The sequence below is a fragment of the Citrobacter europaeus genome, from assembly GCF_037482245.1.
In the GTDB taxonomy this organism is placed as follows: Bacteria; Pseudomonadota; Gammaproteobacteria; order Enterobacterales; family Enterobacteriaceae; genus Citrobacter; species Citrobacter europaeus.
This window is the reverse complement of sequence record NZ_CP148084.1, coordinates 2,795,822-2,820,821: the sequence shown is the minus strand read 5'-3', so window position 1 is coordinate 2,820,821 and position 25,000 is coordinate 2,795,822. Positions and strand designations below refer to the sequence as shown.

The window sequence follows — 25,000 nt, the reverse complement described above, 5'->3', positions numbered from 1 at the left end:
CATGTCAGCAGGAACCTTAACCCTTAACAATAACTCAGCCTCGGTTGCCGGAACTGACACCACTTTCACCACTGAGTTAGCTGCAGGTGATTTTATTGTGGTTGTCGTGGGTGGTGTGCCTTTCACACTTCCCGTACTGGAAGTTAACAGCAATACACGGCTGACGCTGGTCAGTAATTACACCGGGCCGCGAGCGACAGGAGCCGCCTGGTCTGCCGTTCCCCGCGTGGCGCTGAATATGGTCACTGCCGCAATGGTCGTTCAGAATACCCAGGCGCTTCTCGGTCTGAACTACGACAAGCAGAACTGGCAGCAGTTTTTTACAGCCGAAGGTGATGTAACTATTAAATTACCGGATACCAGTCAGACCACAGGACCGTCAGCAAAGAAACTCATCAATAGCGTTGCCGGCAAGGCTGACCTGGTCAACGGCGTGGTGTCAAAAGCGCAGGGTGGGACAGGGTTATCCAGTCCCTTCGGTGCAGTGGCAGGTTCTTTCTGTGAGGGTAATGATAACCGCCTTAACACCATCGGCGGCAAATCCGGAGGCCAGATAACCAGCCCGTTTGGAAAGGTCAACGCATTGCCGGGAAGCTTTGACTCCCTCTATGCCGGAAACCGCAACTACGGTCTCTACCAGGAACAGATGAATGTACTCGGTGCAGGATATCTGTATCCGCATATGAGTTTCAAGATGTACTGGCCAGGTCATTACGGCGGGGTGTTTACATGGTCTGCATGGGCAAACGACATGAACCCCGAGTACGTCCTCTCCTGGACAACGGAGGTGGGAACCACGCCGCACATGTGGCGGTTTAATGGCGCTAATGGTAACGCCACTGCTTCTGGCAACTGGATTAACGGTGGTTCGACTGCTGAAATTAAAGAGAAAGTCGAAGACATCCAGAATCCGCGCGAAACGATGCGGATAATCCGCGCATGTACCTGGCGACTGAAAACAAAAAATGCTGACGGGCGTTTCGGTATCGGTGTTCTGGCTGAAGGGCTGTATGAGGCGTACCCGGAGGCGAAAGTTACTGCCGGTGATATCGAACTACGGGACGGTACTGTTGTTAAGGATGCCTTATCTGTACAGGCTGGCGATTCCGGCGTACTGGCCGCGGTTCACCACGCAACCCTTATTTCTCTGATGGATGAAAACGAAGCGCAGCAGAAAGAAATCAATCAACTGAAAGCAGACATGGAGGCGCTGAAGAAAATTGTTGAACAGTTCGCCGCCAGATAATTCTGCTCTGGACCATCAAAGTGCAATGTCATAAAGCGAAATAACAGGGTGGGATCTGCCGCAACCATACCGTATGCAGGAGTATGGCTGCGGCCGACTGGCGGACGTCCGATAGTGCGAGTATTGAATGGTTGAAAGCCCGTTTTGAACGAAGAGTAGAAGTTCAGAATGTTTACTTACATCGAGGTACCTTGAGTCATAGTAAGCAGGTCACTGTAGTTGACTTAAATGATAATGACAAATCTCAGCTGATAACTGATAATTATTAGCTGTTAAGTAAACCAGAACGGATAATGACAATGTGTTACTATAATAAAAATGGGGTCTTGAGGGGTTGGGGATTATACATATATGAGATTTTATAGCATAGATTACCTACAAATGCAGTCTAACATCAATGATTATTTAAAATACATCGTTATATTTAGTACTTTATTTATTCTAATCGTTGTTTTTAGTCTGTATATGCGCCATCGTTTGCAAACTAAATATCGTGACTTAACAATCATAGCCTTCTTATTTTTGCTCTTCATTTGTGGTGTTCAGTATGCTGATTATACTGATAGTCAAAATATACATTCCCAATCATCACAAATGGTTAATTTTGTTAGATTCTTATCACAAAAAAAAGATGTGAATGTGAATGCTATATCTTCCAGTTCAGTACAACTCACTGATGGCATTATCGTTAAAATTAATGATCTTTTTTATCGCGTCAACTTAGGCTCGGATCAGAAAACATACAATTTAGTAGAGGTTTCGTTAATAAACCCAGAAGTAGAAATCATAAATAAATGAGGTGTAGAAATGATGATTTATTTACCTATCATTATAAAGTTGGGTCTGGGGATACTGTGTTTAATTGTTCAAATAAATCTTATGGGGAAAGGAAATCTGGCTCCTTCATCCGCAATGGACCAAGTTCAAAACTATGTGCTGGGGGGGATTATAGGAGGTGTGATTTACAACGAATCTATAACAGTTCTCCAATTTGTCCTAGTCCTAATTATATGGACTTTTTTGGTCTTTGTTCTTAAGTTTTTGAAGGAAAATAGTCGGTTAGTAAAAAGGGTGATCGATGGAAAACCTATTACTTTAGTACACAATGGTAGCATTAATGTTAAGGAGTGTTTACGGAATGGTGTTTCTGCAAATGATTTAATGTTCAAATTAAGAGCAAATGGTATTTATGAAATAGAACAACTAAAACGCGTGGTTCTCGAACAAAATGGGCAATTAACTATTATACAAAGTGGCGATGAAAATATACGCTACCCAATTATAGTGGACGGTTTAGCCAACCATGATCTGCTAGAAATCCTTAATAAAGACAATGAATGGTTAGATAATGAAGTTACAAAGAAAGGCTTCAATAAAATCAGTGAGGTATATTTAGGTGAGTACTTATCAGGTAGGATTAATTTATACGGATATGAAAAATAACATCTAAAATTAACGCCCTTTTATCAGGAGGTAGCCAGTTCAGGTGTGCCTCCGCCTGAGAACACTGACACCAACGTTCGATCCCGGCACAGAGCGAACGAACTGGCTGAGTTAAAGCTCCGTTGAGAGCGAAAAGCGGACGCCCGCATAGCGTGAATAGGCGTCCGATATTTTTATGTGGGCAGTTTACTTAACCCGCTTCCCCGTTTCGTCAATGACCTTCTCGCCATCCTCTTTGGTAAACGCTCCTTTCTGACCTTCCGGTAGAATATCCAACACTATTTCTGAAGGGCGGCAAAGACGAGTGCCAAGCGGCGTAATGACTACCGGCCGATTAATCAGGATCGGATGTTGAAGCATAAAATCAATCAACTGCTCATCACTAAATTTCTCTTCATCAAGACCCAGATGTTCATAAGGCTCAACATTCTTACGCAGTAATTCACGCACCGTAATTCCCATATCTGAAATAAGTTTAATCAGCTCATCACGGGTCGGTGGCGTATCGAGATAATAAATTATCGTTGGTTCGTTGCCGCTGTTACGGATCATCTCCAGCGTGTTGCGAGAAGTACCGCAGGCAGGGTTGTGATAGATGGTAATGTTGCTCATATCTGTATCTCATTACAAAGTGATGGAGAGCCGCAACGCCAGCGCGGCCAAAGTGACAAACAGCACCGGCAGAGTCATGATAATGCCGGTGCGGAAGTAATACCCCCAGGTAATCGTTATATTTTTCTGAGCAAGTACATGCAGCCAAAGCAGGGTTGCCAGACTGCCAATCGGGGTGATTTTCGGGCCTAAATCGCTGCCGATCACGTTGGCATAAATCATTGCCTCTTTGACAACGCCAGTCGCCGTACTCCCATCAATCGACAGCGCGCCAATCAGCACTGTCGGCATATTGTTCATCGCCGACGACAGGAGAGCGGTCATGAAGCCGGTGCCAAACGTTGCTGCCCATAATCCCTTTTCTGCCAGCAGGTTTAGCACGCCAGACAGATACTCCGTTAACCCTGCATTGCGGAGGCCATAGACCACCAGGTACATGCCCAGCGAAAAAATAACGATCTGCCATGGCGCACCGCGCAGGACTTTACCGGTGTTGATGGCATGACCTCTTTTCGCCACTATAAACAGTACTGCTGCGCCAGTAGCCGCTATCGCGCTGACCGGGATCCCCACAGGCTCCAAAACAAAGAAACCGACAAGCAGCAATAACAGGACAATCCAGCCCACCCTGAACGTTGCCGGATCTTTTATCACACTGGCAGGAGTCTTCAGCAGCGAAACGTCATACGTCGCCGGAATGTCCCTGCGGAAGAAGAGATGCAGCATGACTAGCGTGGCCGCAATCGCTGCCACATCTACGGGGATCATAACGGAGGCATACTGCGTGAAACCCAGACTGAAAAAGTCCGCCGAGACGATATTCACCAGGTTAGAAACAATGAGCGGTAGGCTGGCCGTATCTGCTATAAATCCTGCGGCCATCACAAAGGCCAGTGTTGTGCCCTTGCTGAATCCCATTGCAAGCAGCATCGCAATCACAATTGGTGTCAGGATCAGCGCGGCGCCGTCATTGGCGAACAAAGCAGCAACAGCGGCTCCGAGCAACACTATCCAGGTAAACAGCAGGCGACCACGCCCGTTACCCCAGCGGGAGACGTGCAGTGCGGTCCACTCAAAGAAGCCGGCTTCATCGAGCAGCAGGCTGATGATAATGACCGCAATAAATGCCGCTGTCGCGTTCCAGACGATATTCCAGACAACGGGTATATCAGTGATATGGATGACACCGGTTACCAGCGCCAGCACAGCCCCGATACTCGCACTCCAGCCAATGCTCAAGCCTCTGGGTTGCCAGATCACCAGTATCAGCGTCAGTAAAAATATACTCCCTGCCAAAAGCATCTCAGACTCCATTATATATGATTATGTAAATGTGTTTTCTTTTCTCAACAGGAGGTGCAGGCTGATTTATCCAGCCATTCACGCACATCCTCTCGCATACACTGCCAGGACGTTGTGATTGTCTCAGCTGCCCATGCCGGTATGTGGGGTGACAGACGATAGTGGATCCATTTGCCTTCACGACGATCCAGAACCAACCCAGCCTCGCGAAGGATAGCCATATGTCGCGAGACTTTGGGCTGCGATTCGGAAATTGTTGCGCAGATATCACAGACGCACAGTTCTCCTGACTCCCGGAGAATCATGATGATGGCGAGCCGGGTTTCATCCGACAGAATTTTGAAAAGTTGAACAGGTTGTAGCATTTTTCACTCCGTTCCCTTTAGAATATACATATGTTAAATCATATGTATTAAATTTGAAATAATCTGATCTCTCCGGAGTAGAAAAATGGAACAATTTCCAGCCCTGAATAGTGAATGCTTTGATCAACACATCGCCGAGCGCCTGCACCTGCACGAGCCGCCGCGGATTCTGATCCTATATGGCTCAGTTAGAGAGCGCTCCTACAGCCGCTTTGCTGCGGAAGAAGCTGGTCGCCTGCTGACAGCGATGGGCGCGGAAGTAAAACTCTTTAACCCCTCAGGTTTACCCCTGCCGGATGATGCGCCAGATACGCATCCTAAAGTCACCGAGCTGCGCGGTCTGGTCAGATGGTGTGACGGGATGGTGTGGAGTTCTCCGGAACGGCACGGTGCTATGAGCGCAGTTATGAAGGCGCAGATTGATTGGATACCCTTAAGTGAAGGCGCGGTTCGTCCTTCGCAGGGCAAAACACTTGCGGTAATGCAGGTCTGCGGTGGTTCACAGTCCTTCAATGCCGTGAACCAGATGCGTATTCTGGGTCGCTGGATGCGGATGTTTACGATCCCAAACCAGTCCTCTGTAGCCAAGGCATGGCAAGAGTTCGACGAAAACGGACGAATGAAACCCTCTTCATGGTATGACCGCATCGTCGATGTAGCGGAGGAGTTGTTTAAAGTCACGCTGCTGCTTAAGGGACAAACCGGTTATCTTGCAGATCGTTACAGCGAGCGAAAAGAAAGCCATCAGGAGCTTTCATCCCGTGTAAATCAGGACAAAATATAACGTATTTTTTTCGTGAATCCATACTGAATGAGCTTAACAACGTCCGCTTTGGCACTGAGTGGACTGTCAGCTTAGGTTTCGCTCTGTGCCTTAAGAGTGCCAGGTCAGAGCTAATACAACTTAAGCAATATGACGGTTCAAGGAGTTTAATCTGAAACCAGCCACATATCAGCCTCTTCAAATATTTCCTGCACCGTTCTGCTTATCTGTTCTTTCTCATGCTTGCTGGCGTCAATGTTGATCGACGGCAGTGTCATCATCGGTTTAACCCGAACATCAGCATCGGGGAAAATCCGGTGAACTCTCTTACTCAATTCTCCCGGAATGATATCTTTTGCACCGGGTAGGGTCGACACCTCAAATCCTGACTGGCCGGAGAAACCAGAGTTATGATTCTTAGAAACAGGCAGAGAAGAGAATCCGCCTGTTATGTCATTTCATGAATTAGTTAGCTAAGTTATACGGTTTTTGCCTTAATGAACTTACTGGAAGCATTCTCTTTTTTAGTTTTCTGGTTAATCTAATCTCAATATATTTATGCGTTAAATGAGAAATGAATATAGATAGGGAAATAGCTATAACAACTGTCACGATTCCTTTGTAATTGGATAATTCAAACAGCTCCATTCTTTTCATGACAGCGGAACCTATAGCACCATGAAGTAAATAGAGTGAGAAAGATATATCACCAAGGTATGTTAATATGTGGGGGATGTATTTCTTTAATAAAGGATCGGCTAGAGTGATAAAAAGAATAAACACACCTAAAATAATAGCGCTTTCTGTATTAAACGCTCTCAAGCTTTCATTATATATTCCATAAATTACATACATGAACAAAGATAATGATATAAAGCTGGCGATAGCTTGAATCTTAGTTGACGATGTAATATTCTTGAGCTTTAAATATAAACAACCAACTATTGCCCCTATAATAAACTCAAGGAAAACAGGATTTGTTAACAAACCAAGAGTCGGGGAGTGGAAGGGATAGCCTTGTATACTTGTTGTTGGTTGGAATCCCGCAATGGCAGGAATGAGGCATATCATAAGTGCACTAAAACCAATTAGAGCTAATAAACGATGTTTAACAAGCAGACAAACGGAAAAAGCTATATAAAAATAGACTTCATAATTAAGTGTCCAGCGTATATTATACATACCACCATCATCAATATAATGAGGTGTTATGTCCGTCTTATAGACAGTGAATGTAAGAGCACTTAGCAAATTTTGCACTTTCTCAGGATAATGGAAAGTACTCATTGCTCCACTCAAAAGAAATGTTATCAAAAGGCCAACGTAATACATTGGAAATATTCTTATAGCACGATTAATCAGGAATCGTTTTGTTGAGAACAGACTCTGAGTATAATTTTGAGTGGTGTATACCATTATAAATCCACTAATGATGAAAAAAATATCAACGCCGATAATTCCCCATCCGAATAATGCGTCCCAAATGGTTGTGCCGTTTTCAACCTGACTTCTTAGGTAAAAGCGGTAGTGAAACAACATAACCAAAATTGCGGCTAATCCACGTAGAGCCTGCAAAGATTCTATTCTTTTGTTCATAAAATACTCCCTGAAATTCCTGAATAACTATAACTAAGTTACTTTGAAATAGCATCCGTAATTTATGTTTAACTATACGCGATCCGGGTTTTTTAACGAGGGTCTTGTGTGATGGGGTAACCGCTGCCACTTTGCATGGAAGCATAGACTACGGCCGACTGGCGAATGTTCGATAGTGCGAGTACTGAATGATTGCCAGTCGCAGCGGATTGTACTTAAGCAATATGACGGTTCAAGGCGTTTAATCTGAAACCAGCCACATATCAGCCTCTTCAAACATTTCCTGCACCGTTCGGCTTATCTGTTCTTTCTCATGCTTGCTGGCGTCAGTGTTGATCGCCGGCAGTGTCATCATCGGTTTAACCCGAACATCAGCATCCGGGAAAATCCGGTGAACTCTCTTACTCAATTCTCCCGGAATGATATCTTTTGCACCGGGTAGACCATCAAAATTCCTTTTGTCATAAACGAGTTCCACGAACATTGCTTATTGCCTCTTTACTGGGTGGATACACAGTGTTTATGCTGTGTTTTTATCCTGTATTCAAGAGGGGCTAAATGATGCCACGACGTAGCGATATTGAAATGGCCTGGCATGCTTCGATACAGCAAGAACCAAATGGGCGTAAGACCGTCACCACACAGCGGTTTGTCCAGGAACTGAGCAAGGTTAACTGGAATTGGACGATGAAGCAGGCCAACGAATGGATCGAGTGGTATGTGACAACATTCCGCGATGTATCAACGCAGGAAGGCGAGAACCGTACCTTTCAGCTGTTCAATCCAAACGGAGGACTATAGCCATGGGCTTCCCTTCACCTGTGGCAGATTACGTTGAAACAAGGATCTCCCTCGATCAGCAGCTAATCAGCCAGCCCGCAGCGACTTATTTCATGCGGGCATCGCGTTCACATTTCAGAGAAGGGATAATCCAGGGGGCGCTACTTGTTGTGGACGCGTCGCTTTCAGCCTGTGATGGCTCGCTGCTGATATGCGCGATAGACGGGGAATTCAGGATCAAGCGATACCGAACTCACCCTCAGCCCCACCTGATAAATCTGGAGAACGGGAGCGCTGCCAGAAGATGGTGATGGCTACAATTCCTCACACGCAATATTTGGAGTTATCACGTACATCATTAATGATGCCAGGAACGCGGAGTTTGATGACTGCCTGGTGATGTGAATAGTTGAAACTTTACGGTAAAGTCGATGTTTTGTGTCGGGTTTTTTCCCCGATTATTCCCCGTTCAGAAAACAGGCATAAAAAACCAGCCGTAACAGGCTGGTTCTTAGAGGATTTTTGGTCAGAACGAGAGGATTTGAACCTTCGACCCCCGACACCCCATGATGGCGAGTTACCGTCTGAAGGGCAGCTATGTGCCAATAGAGGACATTGTTATCATCTATCTGCATCAATCAGTGGGGGCAAGTCATATCAACTTCCAAAACATTCAAATTCTTTACGCAAAAAAATGTTGATTTCTTGTCAATTAATTCCATAATGAAATTAATATATGAAAATCATTAGAAATCTTAACGTTAGGTGGTTAATATGGCATCAGATAACTGGAATAAAATAGATGATTTCACATTGGACAGTGAGCTTTACTACTGCGCGTTTTTAGATGTTCTAGGATATAAAAATAAATCTGATGAATTCTTTGATGGGCGATTTAATCTGCGTGGAAGGTATGAAAGAGCTCTGACTTCATCTTTGGAATTATTGGAAAATGTTACCGTTCGTGGCTTTACAGATACAAGCAGACTAGAAGTGAGGTTTTTCTCTGATAGTATCATCATAACGCACCCTAAAAATACAAATAAAGAAACTTCTTTTTTTAATATATTATTTTTATGCCAAGTATTGTCTGCACATCTAAGCTTTGAAGGTTTGTTCATTCGAGGCGGGATTTCCCAAGGTCAACACATTGAAAAAACTAATAAAAAACACAATTTCTCATTTTTATCCTCTAAGGCGCTCGAGAAAGCTTACATGCTTGAATCTACTAAGTCAGTTTATCCTAGAATATTAATTGACGATGATATTATTCCAGATGTGAGCGGACACAACCTCACTATGATTGTTAAAAACGCTTCTAGCTACATAGTGCATTTTTCTCCTCATATTATAAATAGAGAAGGGAATAATCAGTCAGACGTGAAACTTGAAATGGAGGATATATATAAGATTTATGAATCAGTAACTACCCAAAGAGTTAAAGATAAATACAAGTGGTTGCTCTGTTATTACTATTGGTCGTTATCAACAATACCAGGGGTAAATATGGATGAATTTGAAAAATTTAAAGTCGGTAATGTTTGTGATTTTGAAATGATGTCATCTGGTTATTTTTCCCATCAATAAGTATGTCGAAGATAATCCGGCTTCTTTGAGAAAGCCTCTTTGAGAAAGTAAGTCGCATTGAACCTCGAGAAATAGCATCATATGGAAATAGTCAGAATAATTTGAAAAGCACTATGTTGTTTGGCAAACCCTCATGACAGCACTCAACAATGCACCGGGCATGTCCGCTCACAGCCAAAAGCAGAAGTTGGAATGCCGGAGACTCTCTTATAGTGGATCGGTAGTTTTGTAGGGATGATAACGCTGACATTAAGATGTTAATGGGATACGCTCAATTTGCACCGGGTCGTCTCAACGAAGCCATCCACTTTACCCCTCTTAACAATATGGATTGAATGACGTTATGGAAAATAAATACAAGCATGACAAAGCGTCGCTGGCAGACTGATATAGAGGGGTTAGTCTTGAAGTTATACGCAAGTTAAGGCTAAACTGGAAGAACAAGTTTTGGTTACTGCGCTCCTCATAAGTCAGTTAACTTTGTTCACACAGTGCCAACTTTATGAACTTTCGAAGAGAAGAAATTAATCTCTAATCTCAAAAATCACAAGGTTCTTAATAACAAGAATGGTATAAATATGGAATTACTAAATTCGATTGATTGGTATCTAACGAAAATAAATAATGCGCAGACAGCATTACTTGAAACCCCACCGCCCGCAAATATTGAACACCTAAGATTTAATCATGGCGTTTACATTGAGTCTATATTTTCACTAATAGATTACATGAAAGATAATAATAATTGTATACAGGAAGATATCAAAATAACAATAGGCAGTAACCTTTTTTATTTTAGGACGCTAAGGAATTCAATTGTACACCGTGGATTTGATCTTAGCACTAGAGGCACCGTCGTTAATGGAAATACACGAGTATTAACGCCAGACAATGTTGTCGACAAGGGAGTGTTACTCCCAACACCTGTAGAGCCGTTGCTATTAAAAGCAACAATGCAACTGGATATCGTAATGAGATCAATGCTAATCCTAAAGTTGAACAGTCTTGGAGCTTTAGATGAAAAAGAAATAGATGAGGATGTTGAATTTAAAAAGCATTGTTCATTGATAGAAAATGATAATTACATACCTTTATTCGTAAAAGAGATGTATATGAAAAACATTGAAGAAATAAAGAGAAGTTTGAATTTTACAGAAATAAATAGAGATAGAATCAATAAGTTAAAAGATAAATTATCACCAGTCAATACATTAATGTCGTTTTCAAAAATATAAAGTGTCATATAAATAATATTAAAAACACGCATATGGCGGCTGCTTGGAGATTAACTGATAATATGCGAACATCTTCTTCTCAATCAATTAGTAAGTACTCCTAATCGAGTGTGGGCAGCCCAATTGTTAAACCAGTGGCGATTTAACTGCGAACTTCCGTTTTTCGCTCAAAGCAGACGTTTCCCCTGTCGCATCGTACATTAACGCATAGTTTGGATTAACTCTGGTCCTTGATTCTTAACATTCCCGACGGCACGCGTCACGGCGTGCCAAAAAAATTTATCAGCGGACACGGAACCGTCAGCTACAATCTCCTCCGCTTCTTTCCCTCCAATATTCTGCCTCATCCATCCGCGAGCAGCTTCTGGTGACAGTACCAGTGGCCGCCTGTCGTGAATATCTACCAGTCCTTTATCGGCAGCAGCTGTTACTATCAGGAATCCTTCAGCTTCATCTCCACGTTCGAATGGTGTGCTGCCGATCGCCGCCATGAAAATCGGCTGGCCATCGGCTCGATGAATAAAGTAGGGCTGCTTTATGTCACCTTCCTTTTTCCATTCGTACCAGCCATCAGCAAAGCAAATTGCGCGACCATGTTGCCAGAGTGGTTTAAACATTCTGCTGGTGGCCGCAGTTTCAGACCGTGCGTTAATGAGTGGCGGTTTATCCCACCAACCGGGGGCGTATCCCCAGATAACTGGATCAAGATGCAACTGCTCATCACGTTCGCTGAGTAGCAGAACTTTTGTGCCTGGCGCAACGTTAAAACGACCGATTGGTTCGGGATCGTATGGTATGTAGAGTTCGGCCTCATCAGCGAGCAGAACGAGATAATCTTCACGCGTCATTGATTGAACGAAACGTCCACACATAGACACCTCCAGTCTCCAGACTGAAAGTATAGGTACTCAAGGAATATCTTATAAAATACGTTCTGCAAAACAATTTAAATCTATCGGCGAATCATAAGCTTACAACACCTTCAAAATGTTGATTTAGAGATGGCAAAATATCAATAAAACGCTTTTAATTCATGCTGATAGTGTAAAATCAGATGTATATCGGTCTGGTACATGGATATCGATACCACCGCGAGCTACAAACTGGCTGGTGCGCAGCAGCATGACAGCGTACGCCTCGATCCGTGGGTGTTTATGTTCTCTGCGGGTTATCGCTTCTAAGTCCGTGATTAAAATGCTGAAAGGCTGATCGCTCCACGGTCAGCTTTTTTTATTGCCCATTTATTTCTTCCAGCCACTCTCCCCGTCGATGTAATGCTACTCTTTAAGCAAACTGGCTTTGAGGGCATTCACAATGATGTTGACTCGCCACCTGCTACAACAAAAAATCACGCTTCTGGAACCATTCACCGAAGATCAAACGGCAGCGTTTGCCGTGAGTGCCGCGCGTGAATTGCTGATTTATATGGATAAAATTGAGACGCTGGAAAAACGTATTGCGACTCCGGTTACACTACCTTTTTGCAGCGCCAGTCCGGTTTGTGAGATTGAAGCGGGCTACGCCGCAGGCGTGAGCGATTGTCGTGAGGCCATTCGTCGGGCAGGATATCCGATTGAGGGTGATGATTAGTTTGCATTTATGTTAACAAAAATGCGCTTTTATTGTATAAGTCTGTAACTTTAGCTCGCATAACAACGGGCTTCTAACTCATCAGCTTAGGGAAGGTTGATATTCTCAATCAACGTACAGCGCAGTTATGCAACAACAGAAACGGGTAACCGGTTTGGCAATATGTTAACTATCAGGGTGGACTCGTGAAGATTGTGCAGGACAAGCTCAGAAACAGGCAGGCACTGCTGGTATCAGGGCTCATTACGTTGATATTTACCTCGTTGTTTTTGTTTATTATTTATGAGCAGCGTATGGCTGCAGCCAGCGAAGGCGTTAACCGCCTGCAAGCGCGCATGATGGACATTTTTAACGATAACGAGCTGATCGCCGATGCGATTGGTGAGCGCTATCACCATATCAAAACGGGTGAACAATGCGGCGATATTTCACAATTTGTTCCCCGATATGAGAATGAATGGGGAATTAACGCCGACCCAAAGCGGCTGCATTCGGCGACGGGGACAATGGTTGCCCAGCAAATCGGTCACAACGCGCTGTGTATGTATACGGCGGCGGAGTTTATTCGCGGCATGGTCAATGAGCTGAACCCAGGCAGCTTCGATGCACATCGTTATATTATTGCCAAAAATTCAGATTATTTTTACTGGTTTATGGCTTCTGATTCGCGCAATTTCAGTTTCTCTAATTCTGAAATGGCGCGGGATATTACCCAATTTTTCTATCCGCCGGTCGATTTCTATACCCGACTGTTGCAGAAAAATGTCAAAAATAAAGCCCTTAGTTCCACGAACTTTTATACCGATAAAATTACCGGTGAAAAAGCTTATAGCGTGGTGAGCTATATCTACGATCTGTCTGGTAAAGAGATATCAGACCAAATTGTGGCCTATCTGGTCTATGACCATTCAAAGCCAGAATTACAGGAAGCGTTGGCTCAGGCCTTTGACGACCAAATTCCACCGGAGCTGAATGTGGAGTTGGTGAATTTAACCAATAATGAGAGTCTCTGCTTATCCGGTAAATGTAACGGTCAATCCCGCTTTATGGTGCGCAATTTTTCGGAGAAATATGCACTGCACTATTCACTTTCATTAGGCCGTTTTATGGCGCGCGACCCGCATGCAGGAATCGTTATGCTGCTGGCGCCGTTCTTTTTCATCATCATTAGTTTCTCGTTAAAATCATGGCTGAACGAAAGCGATCTTAAAGTTTATATTGATACGCTGACCGGCTGTTTTAATCGTCGAATTCTCGACATCATTAAGCGCCGTGATTTATCGCACTGTTCGGTGGTGCTACTGGACTGCAATAAGTTTAAGGCCGTCAATGATACCTGGGGCCATGCGGCGGGCGATCGTGCGCTGCAAATTATTGCCAACAGGATGTTGTCAAACACCCGCACCAGTCACGATATTGTGATCCGTACCGGCGGGGATGAATTTATGATCCTGCTGTTTCGATCGCAGGCAACTGACGCCATAGCAATCGCGCAACGTATTAGCGGGCAGGTGACCAGCCATGTGTTTGTGGTGGATGGCCATACCGTGCCATTGTCAGTATCGTGGGGAATTGCAGAGGTGAATGGTGAACTGGATGTGGCGATTCAGAATGCGGATAACGCCATGTATAAAATGAAGCACAAGAAAGAGGGATAAAACCGCCAGAAGTTTCTGGCGGTTGATGTAGCTTACTGGCGGGTGGCGGCTTTCATCGCGCTGACAAAAGCGTTCAGCTCAGCCAGCATTTGTTCTGGTGCCGCAACATTCTTCTCAATGATTTTCACAATCGCCGAGCCGGAAATTGCGCCAGCAGCGCCGGCTTCAATAGCACCGGCGACCTGTTCAGGCGCAGAGATACCGAAGCCCTGTAATGACGGCGGCGCATCATATGCTTTCAACTTTTCGACCAGATGATGCAGCGGTAACGCCGCACGATTTTCTGCACCGGTAACACCTGCACGCGAAAGCAGGTAGGTATAGCCGCGACCGTAAGAGGCAATCTGGCGCAGCAGTTCTTCATCAGCATTCGGCGGACAGATAAAAATAGGCGCAATGTTGTGGCGCAGTGCCGCAGCTCTGAATGGTGCGGATTCCTCAACGGGAACATCAGCCACTAACACAGAATCCACGCCTACTTTTTCGCACTGGGCGTAAAACTCATCAATGCCCTTACTGAACACCAGGTTGGCATACATCAGCAACCCAATGGGAATAGTTGGGTGCTTCTGGCGGATCAGCGCCAGCATTTCAAAGCATTGCGACGGCGTAACGCCGGCGGCAAACGCACGCAGGGTGGCTTCCTGAATCGTTGGACCGTCAGCCAGCGGATCGGAGAACGGAATACCGAGCTCGAGGGCATCGGCACCGGCTTCAATCAGCGTATCAATGATTTTCAGTGACTGCTCAACGGACGGATCGCCCAGGGTTACGAAGGGGACAAAAGCACCTTCTTTGCGGTCCTTCAGCTGTGCAAACAGGTTTTCGTAACGTTCCATCAGATTTCCCCTCGCGCTTTCAGAATATCGTGTACGGTGAAAATGTCTTTGTCGCCGCGACCGGAGAGATTAACCACCAGTAGCTGCTCTTTTTCCGGGTTTTCACGCATCATTTTCAATGCGTGCGCCAGGGCATGGGAGGACTCCAGTGCCGGAATAATCCCCTCGTGCAGACACAGCGTTTTGAAGGCTTCCAGCGCTTCATCGTCGGTGATCGAAACATAATCGGCGCGACCAATGCTGTTCAGATACGCATGCTGTGGTCCGACTGACGGGAAGTCCAGCCCCGCAGATACAGAGTAAGACTCTTCAATCTGTCCTTCTTCGGTCTGCATCATGGGGGACTTCATGCCGAAGTAAATCCCGACACGGCCATGTTTCAATGGCGCGCCATGTTCCCCGGACTCAATCCCGTGACCGCCTGGCTCTACACCAATCAGACCGACGCTGGCTTCATTAATAAAGTCGGCGAACATACCGATAGCGTTAGAACCGCCGCCCACGCAGGCGATAACGGCGTCCGGCAGGCGCCCCTCTTTTTCGAGGATCTGTGCTTTGGTTTCTTCACCGATCATGCGCTGGAATTCACGAACAATGGTCGGGAAGGGGTGCGGACCTGCCGCCGTACCGAGCATATAGTGCGCGGTATCGTAGCTGCCAGACCAGTCGCGCAGCGCTTCGTTACAGGCATCTTTCAGCGTTGCGGAACCGCTGTGAACCGGGATGACTTCAGCACCCATAAGACGCATACGGAAAACGTTAGGCGACTGGCGTTCAACGTCTTTCGCACCCATATAAATACGGCATTTCAACCCCAGCAGTGCGCTGGCGAGAGCTGATGCAACACCGTGCTGACCCGCGCCGGTTTCGGCGATGATCTCTGTTTTACCCATACGCTTCGCCAGCAACGCCTGGCCCAGCACCTGGTTGGTTTTGTGCGCGCCGCCGTGCAGTAAATCTTCACGTTTGAGATACAGCGTCGTGTTGGTGCCTTGAGTAATGTTCTGGCACTTGGTCAGTGCGGTTGGGCGACCAGCATAGTTTTTCAGCAGGTCTGTAAACTGCGCCTGAAATTCAGGATCTTTTTGCGCGCTGACAAAAGCTTCTTCCAGTTGGCGCAGGGCAGGCATCAGAATCTGTGGCACATACATACCGCCAAATTCACCAAAATATGGATTGAGTAATGTTGTCATGTCCTTTTCCTTAATATGCGCGCAGCGTCTGAAAGACCGAAGCCAAAAGACGTGCATCCTTGATGCCCGGCAGTGACTCTACGCCAGAATTGAAATCGAGACCGGCACAGCCGGCTTTTGCCGCGTCAACGCAGTTATCTGCGCCGAGTCCGCCAGCCAGTAAAACGTTATCCAGCGATTGTCCGCCTAAAAGTGACCAGTCGAAGCGTTGACCGCTGCCACCCTGACCATTGTCGAATACGTATTTATCGACATGCTGATAATCACGGGCTGGCAAGGTCTCGCTGACGCTCAGCGCCTTCCAGATTTGTACCTGCGCGGGTAGCGCATCGCGTAGCGCGTCAATATAGGCCTGGTCTTCACTACCATGCAGTTGCACGGCAGTGAGTCCCAAAGCAGCCGCTATTTCACGCACGTCGCTAATCTCTGTGTTGCGAAACACCCCGACGTATTGCAGCGGCGCGCCGGTCATGACCTCTCGCGCCTGTTCAACGCCGATTGCGCGCGGCGATGTGGGCACAAAAATCAAGCCACCGTAAATGGCGCCCGCTTCGTATGCCGCGTTTGCATCCTGAGCCCGGGTTAAACCGCAGACTTTATTCTCGCCAAGGAGTACGCGACGTACGGCGGCATGCAGATCATCGTGCGACATCAGCGCGGAGCCAATCAGAAAACCGTTGGCGAAGTGGCTGAGCTCGCGCACCTGACCATAGGTATTGATGCCGGACTCGCTGATGACGGTTACGCCATGACCCAGTCGCGGCGCCAACTGGCGGGTGCGATTCAGGTCAATCGACAGATCGCGTAAATCACGGTTATTGATACCAACGACTTTGGCGCCCAGAGCGATAGCACGCTCCAGCTCTTCTTCGTTACTGACTTCGGTCAGTACGCCCATTTTCAAACTGTGGGCGACGGCGGCGAGTTGACGGTATTGCTCATCATCAAGCACCGACAGCATCAGCAGACAGGCGTCCGCCTGGTAGAAACGTGCCAGGTAAATCTGATATGGATCGATAATAAAATCCTTACACAGAATCGGCTGCGGTGCGATCCGGCTGACGATGGGCAGGAAATCAAAGCTCCCCTGGAAATATTTCTCATCGGTCAGGACGGAAATTGCGGAAGCATAATGTTTATATATCCCCGCAATCTGTTCCGGGTCAAAGTCATCGCGGATCACGCCTTTTGACGGAGACGCTTTTTTGCACTCCAGAATAAAGGCGGTGCGCGCACCCTGCAGCGCATCGTAGAAATCGCGAGAGCTGGGTTGAACATCATTCTGAAAGCTGGCCAGCGGTTGTTGCTGTTTGCGGGCTTCTACCCAAATCGCCTTGTCTGCGACAATTTTCGCTAAAACGGTTTGCATCATTTACCCTCTTGCTGCCAGTGCAGTGACGCGGTCATAGGCCGCACCGCTGCGCAGTACATTAATCACGGTTTGCGCATTGGCTTTTAAATCTTCTTCACCGTGCAGGCGCATTAACATGGCGACATTTGCGGCAACAGCAGCTTCATGAGCGGCTTCACCTTTACCTTGTAACAAGCGACTAAGAATGTCACGGTTTTCTTCCGGCGTGCCGCCCGCCAGCTGTTCCTGATGGTACGGCTTCAGGCCAAAGTCTTCTGCCGTCAGTTGATAACTCTTGATTTCGCCATCGTGCAGCTCTGCCACAATGGTCGGCGCATGCAATGAAACCTCATCCATGCCGCCACTGTGCACTACGGCTGCCCGCTGATATCCCAATACGCGCAGCGTTTCGGCAATCGGCAGCACCAGTTCCGGGCTGTATACGCCGATCAGCGCCAGCGGCGGATGCGCCGGGTTAATCAGTGGGCCGAGCACGTTAAAGAGCGTGCGGGTTTTCAACTGTTGGCGTACCGGCATGGCATGGCGAAATCCGGTGTGATATTTCGGCGCAAACAGGAAGCACACCCCGAGGTCGTCAAGCGCCTGACGGGATTTATCGGCGTTCATATCCAGATTGATACCAAATGCCGCTAACAGATCCGAAGAACCCGATTTGCTGGATACGCTACGGTTGCCGTGTTTGGCGACTTTCAATCCGCAAGCCGCCGCAACAAACGCGCTGGCGGTAGAAATATTGATACTGTTGCTGCCGTCGCCGCCGGTACCGACAATATCGGCAAACAGATAATCAGGACGCGGGAACGGAGCGGCGTTTTCCAGTAGCGCGGTTGCCGCACCGGCAATTTCATTCGGGTGTTCACCACGGATTTTCATGCTCACCAGTGCTGCAGCCAGTTGTTCCGGCTTCAGTTCACCGCGTACCACAGCAGAAAACAGCTGGTGGCTTTCCTGCTGAGACAACGTCTGAGCCTGATACAGTTTCTCCAGAATGGGTTGCAGCGTATTGGTCTGTTCGAGCTTCTGTTGCGCCCAGGCCAGCGTTTGCTCCAGCAGACGCGCGCCCTGGGTAGTCAGAATGGATTCCGGATGGAACTGGAAGCCGCAGACGCGATCGGTGTCGTGACGCACCGCCATCACCATGCCGTTAAAGTGGGCGTTGATGGTCAATCCGGCGGGCACATTACTGCCAACCAGCGAATGGTAGCGCGCCACCGGCAGCGGATTTGCCAGACCGGCGAACATTGCCTGGCCGTCGTGTTCAATGCTGGACGCTTTGCCGTGCAGGATTTCGCCAGCCTGACCGACATAACCACCATAGGCTTCAACAATCGCCTGATGCCCCAGACAAATGCCGATAATTGGCAGTTTGCCGCGCAGGCGGGTTAACAGCTCCGGCATGCAGCCGGCTTCGCTTGGCGCACCAGGACCCGGAGAGAGCATCAGCACCGGGTTTTTCATGGTTGCTAAGCGGTCAATTAACGTCTGGGCCGGAATATGGTTGCGGTAAATCACCACGTTGTGACCGTTAGTGCGCAGCTGATCTGCCAGGTTATAAGTAAAAGAGTCGATATTATCGAGCAGCAGAATGTCAGCCATTAGAAAGTCTCCTGTGCGTGGTGCGCGGTGGCGATAGCACGCAGAACCGCTCGTGCTTTATTACGGGTCTCATCGGCTTCAGACTGTGGAACAGAATCCAGCACAATCCCGGCGCCGGCCTGCACGGTGGCAATACCGTCTTCCACGAGAGCAGAACGAATCACAATACAGGTGTCCAGATCGCCATGGGCCGTGAAGTAACCTACCGCGCCGCCATAGCTGCCGCGGCGGCGACCTTCGGCTTCGGCGATAAGCTGCATGGCGCGAACCTTCGGCGCGCCGCTAAGCGTGCCCATGTTCATGCAGGCACGGTAAGCATGCAGCACATCCAGATCGCTACGCAGCTCGCCTACTACCCGGGAAACCAGGTGCATCACGAAGGAGTACCGATCCACTTTGGTCAGATCAGCAACGTAGCGGCTGCCCGGCGTACAAATGCGCGCCAGGTCGTTACGCGCAAGGTCAACCAGCATCAGGTGCTCGGAAAGCTCTTTATGGTCTGTACGCATCTCCAGCTCAATACGGCTGTCGAGATCGCGGTCAAGCGAACCGTCTGCACGACGACCGCGTGGGCGGGTTCCGGCAATCGGGTAGATTTCAATCTGGCGACTGGTGGCATCGTATTTCAGTGAGCTTTCCGGGGAGGCGCCAAACAGCGTGAAATCGTTGTCCTGCATGAAAAACATGTACGGGCTGGGGTTACTTTTCTTCAGGACATAGTAGGCTGCCAGCGGTGACGGGCAGGGCAGCGAGAAACGGCGGGACGGAACAACCTGGAAAATTTCGCCCGCGCGAATGGCTTTTTGCATCCCACGCACCACGGCGCCAAATTCTTCATCGCTCTGATTGCATTCACAGCGCATCTGCGGGACTTCAGTGACGGGCAGCGGCGGCGCAGGCTCGGTAAGCTGCTGGCTCAACTGCGCCAGTCGGGCGTTGAGTCGCTGTTTTTCTACATCGTCAGGGGTAAATACGCTGGCCTGAATGCGGGTACTTTTCTTCTGGTGGTCGATCACCATCAGCGTTTCAGCCAGATAGAAGCAGTAGTCAGGGCAACGGTTGCCCGCTTCAAGTTGTGGTAACTCTTCAAAACCGGCAACCAGGTCGTAGGAAAACAGACCGCCGAAGAACATGGCTTCACGTTCTTGCGCAGGAACATTAACCAGCTCCTGCAATAAACGGAAAGCATCAAATACGGAAAGGGAGCATAAGCGAGCGTCTTCATCAAGCAGCGGGCTGACGGCAGGGAATCGCAGATGACGGCCATTTGGTTGTTGTTCGTTCTCAACGCCAGCTGGCAGAGCGGCATCCAGCAGGGGCAGCAGCGATGCGCCGTTTGCGGATAATGCCTGAATAGTGACAGCGTCACCGAGGGCGGTAATGCGTAATGCGCTGTCGACCAGCAGCAGGCTTTTCAGATCGTCTTTGCTGTCGATATCGGCAGATTCCAGCAGCAGCGTGGCCGGGCGTGCGCCACACACCTGGTGAAACAGCGCCGTTGGATTTTCACGGTAGGCGGCATCGCAGGCTAGCAGTTCGAGTGTCGGTTTTTGAGTTTGCATCGTTATTCTCATTAATTTTGTTCAAAAAAAAGCCCGCTCATTTGGCGGGCCGGGTATCTGGTTGCATATTGCAGACGTAAGACACTGCCCGAAATCAGGAAGTGCGCCACCAACCGTGCAGAAAAAATGTTGCTTTCATCTCAGATACCTTCTTCATGTGAACTTGCGTACTAGTTAACTAGTTCGATGGAATAAAGTCAACACCTGATTTCAGTATATTTGTCGAAACCGCTATGATGAGCGTGTTAAGACATTTATTGAAACGGGAGCCGCCTTGAGCGACACGAATTACGCAGTGATTTATGACCTGCACAGTCATACTACAGCCTCCGATGGACGATTAACGCCAGAAGCCTTAGTACACCGTGCGGTAGAGATGCGAGTCGGTACACTGGCGATCACCGATCATGACACCACGGCGGGTATTGCGGCGGCAAGAGAAGAAATTTCACGTTCGGGTTTAGCGTTAAATTTGATCCCCGGCGTCGAAATATCAACGGTCTGGGAAAATCATGAGATCCATATAGTGGGTCTGAACATTGATACCGCCCATCCAATGATGCGCGATTTTCTGGCGCAACAAACGGAACGTCGTCAGCAGCGCGCACGCCTGATTGCCGAACGGCTCGATAAAGCGCATATTCCCGGGGCGTGGGAAGGGGCGTTACGTCTTGCTGATGGCGGGGCGGTTACCCGGGGCCATTTTGCGCGTTTTCTGGTGGAATGCGGAAAAGCCACAACCATGGCGGATGTCTTTAAAAAATATCTTGCCCGTGGGAAAACCGGTTACGTTCCGCCACAGTGGTGTACAATAGAACAAGCTATTGATGTCATTCATCATTCTGGCGGTAAGGCAGTTCTGGCTCATCCTGGGCGGTACGATCTTAGCGCTAAGTGGCTGAAAAGACTGGTTGCGCATTTTGCTGAACATCGCGGCGACGCGATGGAAGTGGCACAGTGCCAGCAGTCTCCCAATGAACGCACCCATCTGGCGACGCTTGCGCGTTCGCATCAACTGTGGGCATCGCAAGGGTCTGATTTTCATCTACCCTGTCCATGGATTGAGCTGGGGCGTAAACTCTGGTTGCCCGCAGGCGTAGAAGGCGTCTGGCAACTCTGGGAACAGCCCGAGACCACAGAGAGGAAAGTATGAGCCAGTTTTTTTATATTCATCCCGAAAACCCACAACAGCGACTGATCAATCAGGCCGTTGAAATCGTGCGTAAAGGTGGGGTGATCGTCTATCCAACCGATTCCGGCTATGCGTTGGGCTGCAAAATTGAAGATAAAGGCGCGATGGAGCGCATTTGTCGCATTCGTCACCTGCCGGACGGGCACAACTTTACGCTGATGTGCCGTGACTTGTCTGAACTGTCGACCTATTCGTTTGTCGACAACGTGGCCTTTCGTTTAATTAAAAACAACACGCCGGGCAACTACACCTTCATCCTGAAAGGGACGAAAGAAGTGCCACGTCGACTGTTGCAGGAAAAACGTAAGACCATCGGCCTGCGTGTACCCTCGAATCCCATTGCGCTGGCGTTGCTGGAAGCGCTGGGCGAGCCGATGCTCTCTACGTCGCTGATGCTGCCGGGCAGCGAATTTACCGAGTCAGATCCGGAAGAAATTAAAGATCGCCTGGAGAAACAGGTGGATTTAATTATCCACGGCGGATATCTCGGCCAGCAGCCGACCACGGTCATCGATTTAACCGACGATTCTCCGGTCGTGTTGCGTGAAGGCGTCGGCGACGTTAAACCTTTCTTATAAGGACGCGAACCGCTATACTACGCGGCCTTAAAATGGCGCTGACTGGCGCCGTTGATTCTCCTGTTCGACGCCTGTGAAGGCGACATCTAAAGGAAGCTCTATGAGCGAAAAGTTACAAAAAGTGCTGGCGCGCGCTGGCCACGGTTCTCGCCGTGAAATTGAATCCATAATTGCCGCGGGTCGCGTGAGCGTTGATGGCAAAATTGCCACGCTCGGCGATCGCGTTGAAGTCACTCCGGGTCTGAAAATCCGTATCGACGGTCATCTGATTTCGGTTAAAGAGTCTGCGGAGCAAATCTGCCGCGTTTTGGCCTATTACAAGCCCGAAGGTGAACTGTGTACCCGTAACGACCCGGAAGGTCGTCCAACCGTGTTTGATCGTCTGCCAAAACTGCGCGATGCGCGCTGGATTGCCGTAGGGCGTCTGGACGTGAATACCTGTGGTTTACTGCTCTTTACCACCGATGGTGAACTGGCTAACCGTCTGATGCACCCAAGCCGCGAAGTTGAACGTGAATATGCGGTACGTGTGTTTGGTCAGGTTGATGATGCAAAACTGCGCGATCTGAGCCGTGGCGTGCAGCTGGAAGATGGTCCTGCGGCATTTAAAACGATCAAGTTCAGCGGTGGTGAAGGGATCAACCAGTGGTACAACGTTACGTTGACCGAAGGGCGTAACCGTGAGGTCCGTCGCCTGTGGGAAGCCGTGGGTGTGCAGGTAAGTCGTCTTATCCGTGTCCGTTACGGTGATATCCCGCTGCCGAAAGGCCTGCCGCGTGGCGGCTGGACGGAGCTTGATCTTGCCCAGACCAACTATCTGCGTGAGCTGGTAGAACTGAAGCCGGAAACGACCTCTAAAGTTGCCGTCGAGAAAGATCGTCGCCGTATGAAGGCGAATCAGATCCGTCGTGCGGTGAAGCGCCATTCACAGGTCGGCAGCAGCCGTCGTCCGGGCGGTCGTAGCAACAACGGTTAATCATGACCAGGCCTGATAAGCAAAGCGCCATCAGGCGTTAGCGTGGAGCCGGATGTGGTGCAAATCCTTATCCGGCCTACACTCAATAATCTATTCCTATTTGGGCTTTCACACCCGCTTCAAACGCGTGCTTGACCGGGCGTAGTTCGCTGACCGTATCCGCTAACTCCAGAATATCGCGATGGCATCCACGACCGGTGATAATGACCGTTTGATGGGCAGGGCGCGCGTTTAGGGCATTGATGACCTCTTCAAGCGGCAGGTAGTCGTATGCCACCATATAGGTCAGCTCGTCCAGTATCACCATATCCAGTTCAGCGTCGGCCAGCATCCGCTTGCCGTGTTCCCACACGGCCATACAGGCTGCGGTGTCGGACTCGCGATTTTGCGTTTCCCAGGTAAATCCTGTCGCCATAACCTGAAACTCTACGCCGTGGGGTTCGAGTAAGTTTCGTTCGCCGTTTGGCCACGTACCCTTAATAAATTGCACCACACCGACTTTTTTACCGTGGCCTACCGCACGCGTGGCGGTACCAAACGCAGCGGTGGTTTTACCCTTACCATTTCCGGTGAACACAATAATAATCCCGCGCTCATCCTTCGCTGCGGCAACACGGGCGTCAACCCGGTCTTTTACGCGCTGCTGGCGCTGCTGATAGCGTTCTTCACTCATTGGGCAATTCCTGGTTTACGGCCCGGTTGGGCATCGAAAGTCATACCGGTTTTACGGCGGCTGTCATCGCCCATCAGCCACAGGTAGAGCGGCATAATATCGGCGGGGGTTTTCAATTTGTTCGGATCTTCCGTCGGGAACGCGCTGGCTCGCATACCAGTACGTGTACCGCCTGGATTGATACAGTTTACGCGCAGGTGACGGTTCTGATATTCATCTGCCAGAACCTGCATCATTCCTTCGGTAGCAAATTTGGAGGTAGCATACGCTCCCCAGTTGGCGCGCCCCTGGCGGCCAACGCTTGAAGAAGTAAAGACCAGCGATCCGGCATCGGATTTGAGCAACAACGGCAACAATGCCTGGGTCAGCATAAAGGTGGCGTTGACGTTTACCTGCATCACGTCCTGCCAGACCTGCGGGTTTTGCTCACTCATCGGGCAAATATCGCCGAGCAGACCAGCATTATGCAGTACGCCATCCAGACGCGGGAAATGCGCGGCAATACGCTGTGCGAGCTGGTGGCATTCATCAGAAGTACAGGTGAGCAGATCCAGCGTGAACCAGTGTGGTTGCGTACCGTTTTCATCGGCAATGGTGCGGGCAACCTGACGCAGCTTTTCTTCATTACGCCCTAGCAGAATAACGGTCGCGCCGTAACGCGCATAAGTTTGTGCGGCCTCACGTCCGATGCCGTCGCTGGCACCGGTGACCAGAATAATACGGTCCTGTAGAAGGTCTTGTTTAGGTTGATAATGCACGGCTACTCCTCGGCGACGCCTGGCCATCTCGTTCGCGATAACTTTTGGGCTTTATGCCTTAAACCCTGTTCTTTTTCAATCAGC

The 25,000-nt window shown here is 48.6% G+C and carries 26 protein-coding genes, 3 pseudogenes and 1 other annotated feature; of the genes and pseudogenes, 13 read left to right on the top strand and 16 right to left on the bottom strand.

Features of this window, described 5'->3' with window-relative positions; genetic code table 11:
* The first annotated feature begins 1 nt into the window (after position 1).
* From WHR59_RS13305 to WHR59_RS13295, 3 genes are all read left to right on the top strand, one after another.
* Complete coding sequence (locus WHR59_RS13305; RefSeq protein ID WP_338843135.1) at positions 2-1,246, top strand: tail fiber domain-containing protein; 1,245 nt, start codon at positions 2-4, stop codon at positions 1,244-1,246.
* Between the two features lie 351 nt (positions 1,247-1,597).
* The gene (locus tag WHR59_RS13300) at positions 1,598-2,044 is read left to right on the top strand and encodes a DUF3290 domain-containing protein (protein ID WP_172862995.1); all 447 of its coding nucleotides are present in this window, start codon (positions 1,598-1,600) and stop codon (positions 2,042-2,044) included.
* Positions 2,045-2,053: 9 nt separating this feature from the next.
* Positions 2,054-2,689: a DUF421 domain-containing protein gene (locus WHR59_RS13295; RefSeq protein WP_080625255.1), complete on the top strand. Its 636-nt coding sequence runs from the start codon at positions 2,054-2,056 to the stop codon at positions 2,687-2,689.
* Positions 2,690-2,875: 186 nt separating this feature from the next.
* On the opposite strand, the gene arsC is transcribed toward WHR59_RS13295, so the two are convergent.
* From arsC to WHR59_RS13280, 3 genes are read right to left on the bottom strand one after another with little or no spacing between them, the layout of a single operon-like run.
* On the bottom strand, positions 2,876-3,301 hold the full coding sequence (arsC, locus tag WHR59_RS13290) for a glutaredoxin-dependent arsenate reductase (protein WP_075146259.1): 426 nt from the start codon (positions 3,299-3,301) through the stop codon (positions 2,876-2,878).
* A 12-nt stretch (positions 3,302-3,313) separates the two neighbouring features.
* Positions 3,314-4,603 carry an arsenic transporter gene (locus WHR59_RS13285; RefSeq protein ID WP_338843133.1) on the bottom strand — a complete coding sequence of 430 codons (1,290 nt, stop codon included), beginning with the start codon at positions 4,601-4,603 and terminating at the stop codon, positions 3,314-3,316.
* 44 nt (positions 4,604-4,647) lie between these two features.
* A complete protein-coding gene (locus WHR59_RS13280; protein WP_047052019.1) occupies positions 4,648-4,968 on the bottom strand; it encodes a transcriptional regulator in 321 nt (106 codons plus the stop codon).
* An 85-nt stretch (positions 4,969-5,053) separates the two neighbouring features.
* Here WHR59_RS13280 and arsH point away from each other — a divergent pair, with 85 nt between their 5' ends.
* Complete coding sequence (arsH, locus tag WHR59_RS13275) at positions 5,054-5,752, top strand: arsenical resistance protein ArsH (protein ID WP_075146256.1); 699 nt, start codon at positions 5,054-5,056, stop codon at positions 5,750-5,752.
* Between the two features lie 146 nt (positions 5,753-5,898).
* Here arsH and WHR59_RS13270 read toward each other — a convergent pair whose 3' ends face one another.
* The 4 genes and pseudogenes from WHR59_RS13270 to WHR59_RS13255 form a co-directional block, all read right to left on the bottom strand.
* Positions 5,899-6,162: a DinI family protein gene (locus WHR59_RS13270; protein WP_373870755.1), complete on the bottom strand. Its 264-nt coding sequence runs from the start codon at positions 6,160-6,162 to the stop codon at positions 5,899-5,901.
* Positions 6,163-6,196: 34 nt separating this feature from the next.
* The gene (locus tag WHR59_RS13265) at positions 6,197-7,327 is read right to left on the bottom strand and encodes an acyltransferase (protein ID WP_338843132.1); all 1,131 of its coding nucleotides are present in this window, start codon (positions 7,325-7,327) and stop codon (positions 6,197-6,199) included.
* Between the two features lie 241 nt (positions 7,328-7,568).
* Positions 7,569-7,811: a DinI family protein gene (locus tag WHR59_RS13260; protein ID WP_075146253.1), complete on the bottom strand. Its 243-nt coding sequence runs from the start codon at positions 7,809-7,811 to the stop codon at positions 7,569-7,571.
* 95 nt (positions 7,812-7,906) lie between these two features.
* Positions 7,907-8,008, bottom strand: a pseudogene (locus WHR59_RS13255) (hypothetical protein); the annotation flags it as partial.
* Positions 8,009-8,014: 6 nt separating this feature from the next.
* Here WHR59_RS13255 and WHR59_RS13250 point away from each other — a divergent pair.
* The 3 genes and pseudogenes from WHR59_RS13250 (at position 8,015) to WHR59_RS13240 (ending at position 10,929) form a co-directional block, all read left to right on the top strand.
* Positions 8,015-8,512 (top strand): annotated as a pseudogene (locus WHR59_RS13250) (S24 family peptidase).
* A gap of 369 nt (positions 8,513-8,881) precedes the next feature.
* A complete protein-coding gene (locus WHR59_RS13245; RefSeq protein ID WP_286523538.1) occupies positions 8,882-9,694 on the top strand; it encodes a hypothetical protein in 813 nt (270 codons plus the stop codon).
* A gap of 578 nt (positions 9,695-10,272) precedes the next feature.
* Positions 10,273-10,929, top strand: coding sequence for a hypothetical protein (locus WHR59_RS13240; RefSeq protein WP_286523536.1), 657 nt, complete (start codon positions 10,273-10,275; stop codon positions 10,927-10,929).
* Positions 10,930-11,129: 200 nt separating this feature from the next.
* Here the strand turns inward: WHR59_RS13240 and WHR59_RS13235 are convergent, their stop codons facing one another.
* Positions 11,130-11,801, bottom strand: coding sequence for an SOS response-associated peptidase (locus WHR59_RS13235; protein WP_338843131.1), 672 nt, complete (start codon positions 11,799-11,801; stop codon positions 11,130-11,132).
* A gap of 186 nt (positions 11,802-11,987) precedes the next feature.
* On the opposite strand from WHR59_RS13235, the pseudogene WHR59_RS13230 reads away from it, so the two are divergent.
* The 3 genes and pseudogenes from WHR59_RS13230 to WHR59_RS13220 form a co-directional block, all read left to right on the top strand.
* Positions 11,988-12,110, top strand: a pseudogene (locus WHR59_RS13230) (OmpW family outer membrane protein); the annotation flags it as partial.
* Between the two features lie 133 nt (positions 12,111-12,243).
* Positions 12,244-12,519, top strand: coding sequence for a hypothetical protein (locus tag WHR59_RS13225; RefSeq protein WP_047410825.1), 276 nt, complete (start codon positions 12,244-12,246; stop codon positions 12,517-12,519).
* Between the two features lie 185 nt (positions 12,520-12,704).
* Positions 12,705-14,177 (top strand): GGDEF domain-containing protein, encoded by a 1,473-nt coding sequence (locus tag WHR59_RS13220; protein WP_075146247.1) that lies wholly within the window; start codon positions 12,705-12,707, stop codon positions 14,175-14,177.
* 32 nt (positions 14,178-14,209) lie between these two features.
* On the opposite strand, the gene trpA is transcribed toward WHR59_RS13220, so the two are convergent.
* The 6 genes from trpA to trpL form a co-directional block, all read right to left on the bottom strand.
* Positions 14,210-15,016 carry a tryptophan synthase subunit alpha gene (gene trpA, locus WHR59_RS13215; protein ID WP_080625251.1) on the bottom strand — a complete coding sequence of 269 codons (807 nt, stop codon included), beginning with the start codon at positions 15,014-15,016 and terminating at the stop codon, positions 14,210-14,212.
* Positions 15,016-16,209: a tryptophan synthase subunit beta gene (gene trpB, locus WHR59_RS13210; protein ID WP_043016140.1), complete on the bottom strand. Its 1,194-nt coding sequence runs from the start codon at positions 16,207-16,209 to the stop codon at positions 15,016-15,018. Before trpB ends, trpA begins: the two co-directional genes overlap by 1 nt.
* Before the next feature lie 10 nt (positions 16,210-16,219).
* Positions 16,220-17,578, bottom strand: a complete 1,359-nt coding sequence (gene trpCF / locus WHR59_RS13205) for a bifunctional indole-3-glycerol-phosphate synthase TrpC/phosphoribosylanthranilate isomerase TrpF (RefSeq protein ID WP_100194939.1) — start codon at positions 17,576-17,578, stop codon at positions 16,220-16,222.
* A 3-nt stretch (positions 17,579-17,581) separates the two neighbouring features.
* Positions 17,582-19,177 carry a bifunctional anthranilate synthase glutamate amidotransferase component TrpG/anthranilate phosphoribosyltransferase TrpD gene (gene trpD / locus WHR59_RS13200; RefSeq protein WP_043016141.1) on the bottom strand — a complete coding sequence of 532 codons (1,596 nt, stop codon included), beginning with the start codon at positions 19,175-19,177 and terminating at the stop codon, positions 17,582-17,584.
* Complete coding sequence (locus WHR59_RS13195; protein ID WP_047410834.1) at positions 19,177-20,739, bottom strand: anthranilate synthase component 1; 1,563 nt, start codon at positions 20,737-20,739, stop codon at positions 19,177-19,179. Before WHR59_RS13195 ends, trpD begins: the two co-directional genes overlap by 1 nt.
* A 23-nt stretch (positions 20,740-20,762) precedes the next feature.
* Positions 20,763-20,857: a sequence feature (Trp leader region), on the bottom strand.
* Positions 20,834-20,878: a trp operon leader peptide gene (gene trpL / locus WHR59_RS13190; protein ID WP_191229385.1), complete on the bottom strand. Its 45-nt coding sequence runs from the start codon at positions 20,876-20,878 to the stop codon at positions 20,834-20,836. Its footprint overlaps the feature before it by 24 nt.
* A gap of 135 nt (positions 20,879-21,013) precedes the next feature.
* Between trpL and rnm the strand changes: the two genes are divergently transcribed.
* The 3 genes from rnm to rluB all read left to right on the top strand — a co-directional run bounded on the left by rnm (position 21,014) and on the right by rluB (position 23,485).
* Complete coding sequence (gene rnm, locus WHR59_RS13185; RefSeq protein ID WP_047410842.1) at positions 21,014-21,892, top strand: RNase RNM; 879 nt, start codon at positions 21,014-21,016, stop codon at positions 21,890-21,892.
* Complete coding sequence (locus WHR59_RS13180; protein WP_003020628.1) at positions 21,889-22,509, top strand: L-threonylcarbamoyladenylate synthase; 621 nt, start codon at positions 21,889-21,891, stop codon at positions 22,507-22,509. The genes rnm and WHR59_RS13180 overlap by 4 nt, the downstream gene beginning before the upstream one ends.
* Before the next feature lie 100 nt (positions 22,510-22,609).
* Positions 22,610-23,485, top strand: coding sequence for a 23S rRNA pseudouridine(2605) synthase RluB (gene rluB / locus WHR59_RS13175; protein ID WP_003020625.1), 876 nt, complete (start codon positions 22,610-22,612; stop codon positions 23,483-23,485).
* Positions 23,486-23,567: 82 nt separating this feature from the next.
* On the opposite strand, the gene cobO is transcribed toward rluB, so the two are convergent.
* The gene (cobO, locus tag WHR59_RS13170; RefSeq protein ID WP_043016144.1) at positions 23,568-24,158 is read right to left on the bottom strand and encodes a cob(I)yrinic acid a,c-diamide adenosyltransferase; all 591 of its coding nucleotides are present in this window, start codon (positions 24,156-24,158) and stop codon (positions 23,568-23,570) included.
* Positions 24,155-24,916, bottom strand: a complete 762-nt coding sequence (locus WHR59_RS13165; protein ID WP_043016145.1) for a YciK family oxidoreductase — start codon at positions 24,914-24,916, stop codon at positions 24,155-24,157. Before WHR59_RS13165 ends, cobO begins: the two co-directional genes overlap by 4 nt.
* Between the last annotated feature and the right edge of the window lie 84 nt (positions 24,917-25,000).

What these genes read in the sequence shown, in the direction of transcription:
- WHR59_RS13305 (WP_338843135.1), top strand. Translation starts at nt 2, where the DNA reads ATGTCAGCAGGAACCTTAACCCTTAACAATAACTCAGCCTCGGTTGCC.
- WHR59_RS13235 (WP_338843131.1), bottom strand. Translation starts at nt 11,801, where the DNA reads ATGTGTGGACGTTTCGTTCAATCAATGACGCGTGAAGATTATCTCGTT.
- rluB (WP_003020625.1), top strand. Translation starts at nt 22,610, where the DNA reads ATGAGCGAAAAGTTACAAAAAGTGCTGGCGCGCGCTGGCCACGGTTCT.
- WHR59_RS13195 (WP_047410834.1), bottom strand. Translation starts at nt 20,739, where the DNA reads ATGCAAACTCAAAAACCGACACTCGAACTGCTAGCCTGCGATGCCGCC.
- WHR59_RS13240 (WP_286523536.1), top strand. Translation starts at nt 10,273, where the DNA reads ATGGAATTACTAAATTCGATTGATTGGTATCTAACGAAAATAAATAAT.
- WHR59_RS13285 (WP_338843133.1), bottom strand. Translation starts at nt 4,603, where the DNA reads ATGCTTTTGGCAGGGAGTATATTTTTACTGACGCTGATACTGGTGATC.
- WHR59_RS13280 (WP_047052019.1), bottom strand. Translation starts at nt 4,968, where the DNA reads ATGCTACAACCTGTTCAACTTTTCAAAATTCTGTCGGATGAAACCCGG.
- trpD (WP_043016141.1), bottom strand. Translation starts at nt 19,177, where the DNA reads ATGGCTGACATTCTGCTGCTCGATAATATCGACTCTTTTACTTATAAC.
- trpCF (WP_100194939.1), bottom strand. Translation starts at nt 17,578, where the DNA reads ATGCAAACCGTTTTAGCGAAAATTGTCGCAGACAAGGCGATTTGGGTA.
- WHR59_RS13300 (WP_172862995.1), top strand. Translation starts at nt 1,598, where the DNA reads ATGAGATTTTATAGCATAGATTACCTACAAATGCAGTCTAACATCAAT.
- trpB (WP_043016140.1), bottom strand. Translation starts at nt 16,209, where the DNA reads ATGACAACATTACTCAATCCATATTTTGGTGAATTTGGCGGTATGTAT.
- WHR59_RS13180 (WP_003020628.1), top strand. Translation starts at nt 21,889, where the DNA reads ATGAGCCAGTTTTTTTATATTCATCCCGAAAACCCACAACAGCGACTG.
- WHR59_RS13245 (WP_286523538.1), top strand. Translation starts at nt 8,882, where the DNA reads ATGGCATCAGATAACTGGAATAAAATAGATGATTTCACATTGGACAGT.
- cobO (WP_043016144.1), bottom strand. Translation starts at nt 24,158, where the DNA reads ATGAGTGAAGAACGCTATCAGCAGCGCCAGCAGCGCGTAAAAGACCGG.
- arsC (WP_075146259.1), bottom strand. Translation starts at nt 3,301, where the DNA reads ATGAGCAACATTACCATCTATCACAACCCTGCCTGCGGTACTTCTCGC.
- WHR59_RS13225 (WP_047410825.1), top strand. Translation starts at nt 12,244, where the DNA reads ATGATGTTGACTCGCCACCTGCTACAACAAAAAATCACGCTTCTGGAA.
- trpA (WP_080625251.1), bottom strand. Translation starts at nt 15,016, where the DNA reads ATGGAACGTTACGAAAACCTGTTTGCACAGCTGAAGGACCGCAAAGAA.
- arsH (WP_075146256.1), top strand. Translation starts at nt 5,054, where the DNA reads ATGGAACAATTTCCAGCCCTGAATAGTGAATGCTTTGATCAACACATC.
- WHR59_RS13295 (WP_080625255.1), top strand. Translation starts at nt 2,054, where the DNA reads ATGATGATTTATTTACCTATCATTATAAAGTTGGGTCTGGGGATACTG.
- WHR59_RS13260 (WP_075146253.1), bottom strand. Translation starts at nt 7,811, where the DNA reads ATGTTCGTGGAACTCGTTTATGACAAAAGGAATTTTGATGGTCTACCC.
- WHR59_RS13265 (WP_338843132.1), bottom strand. Translation starts at nt 7,327, where the DNA reads ATGAACAAAAGAATAGAATCTTTGCAGGCTCTACGTGGATTAGCCGCA.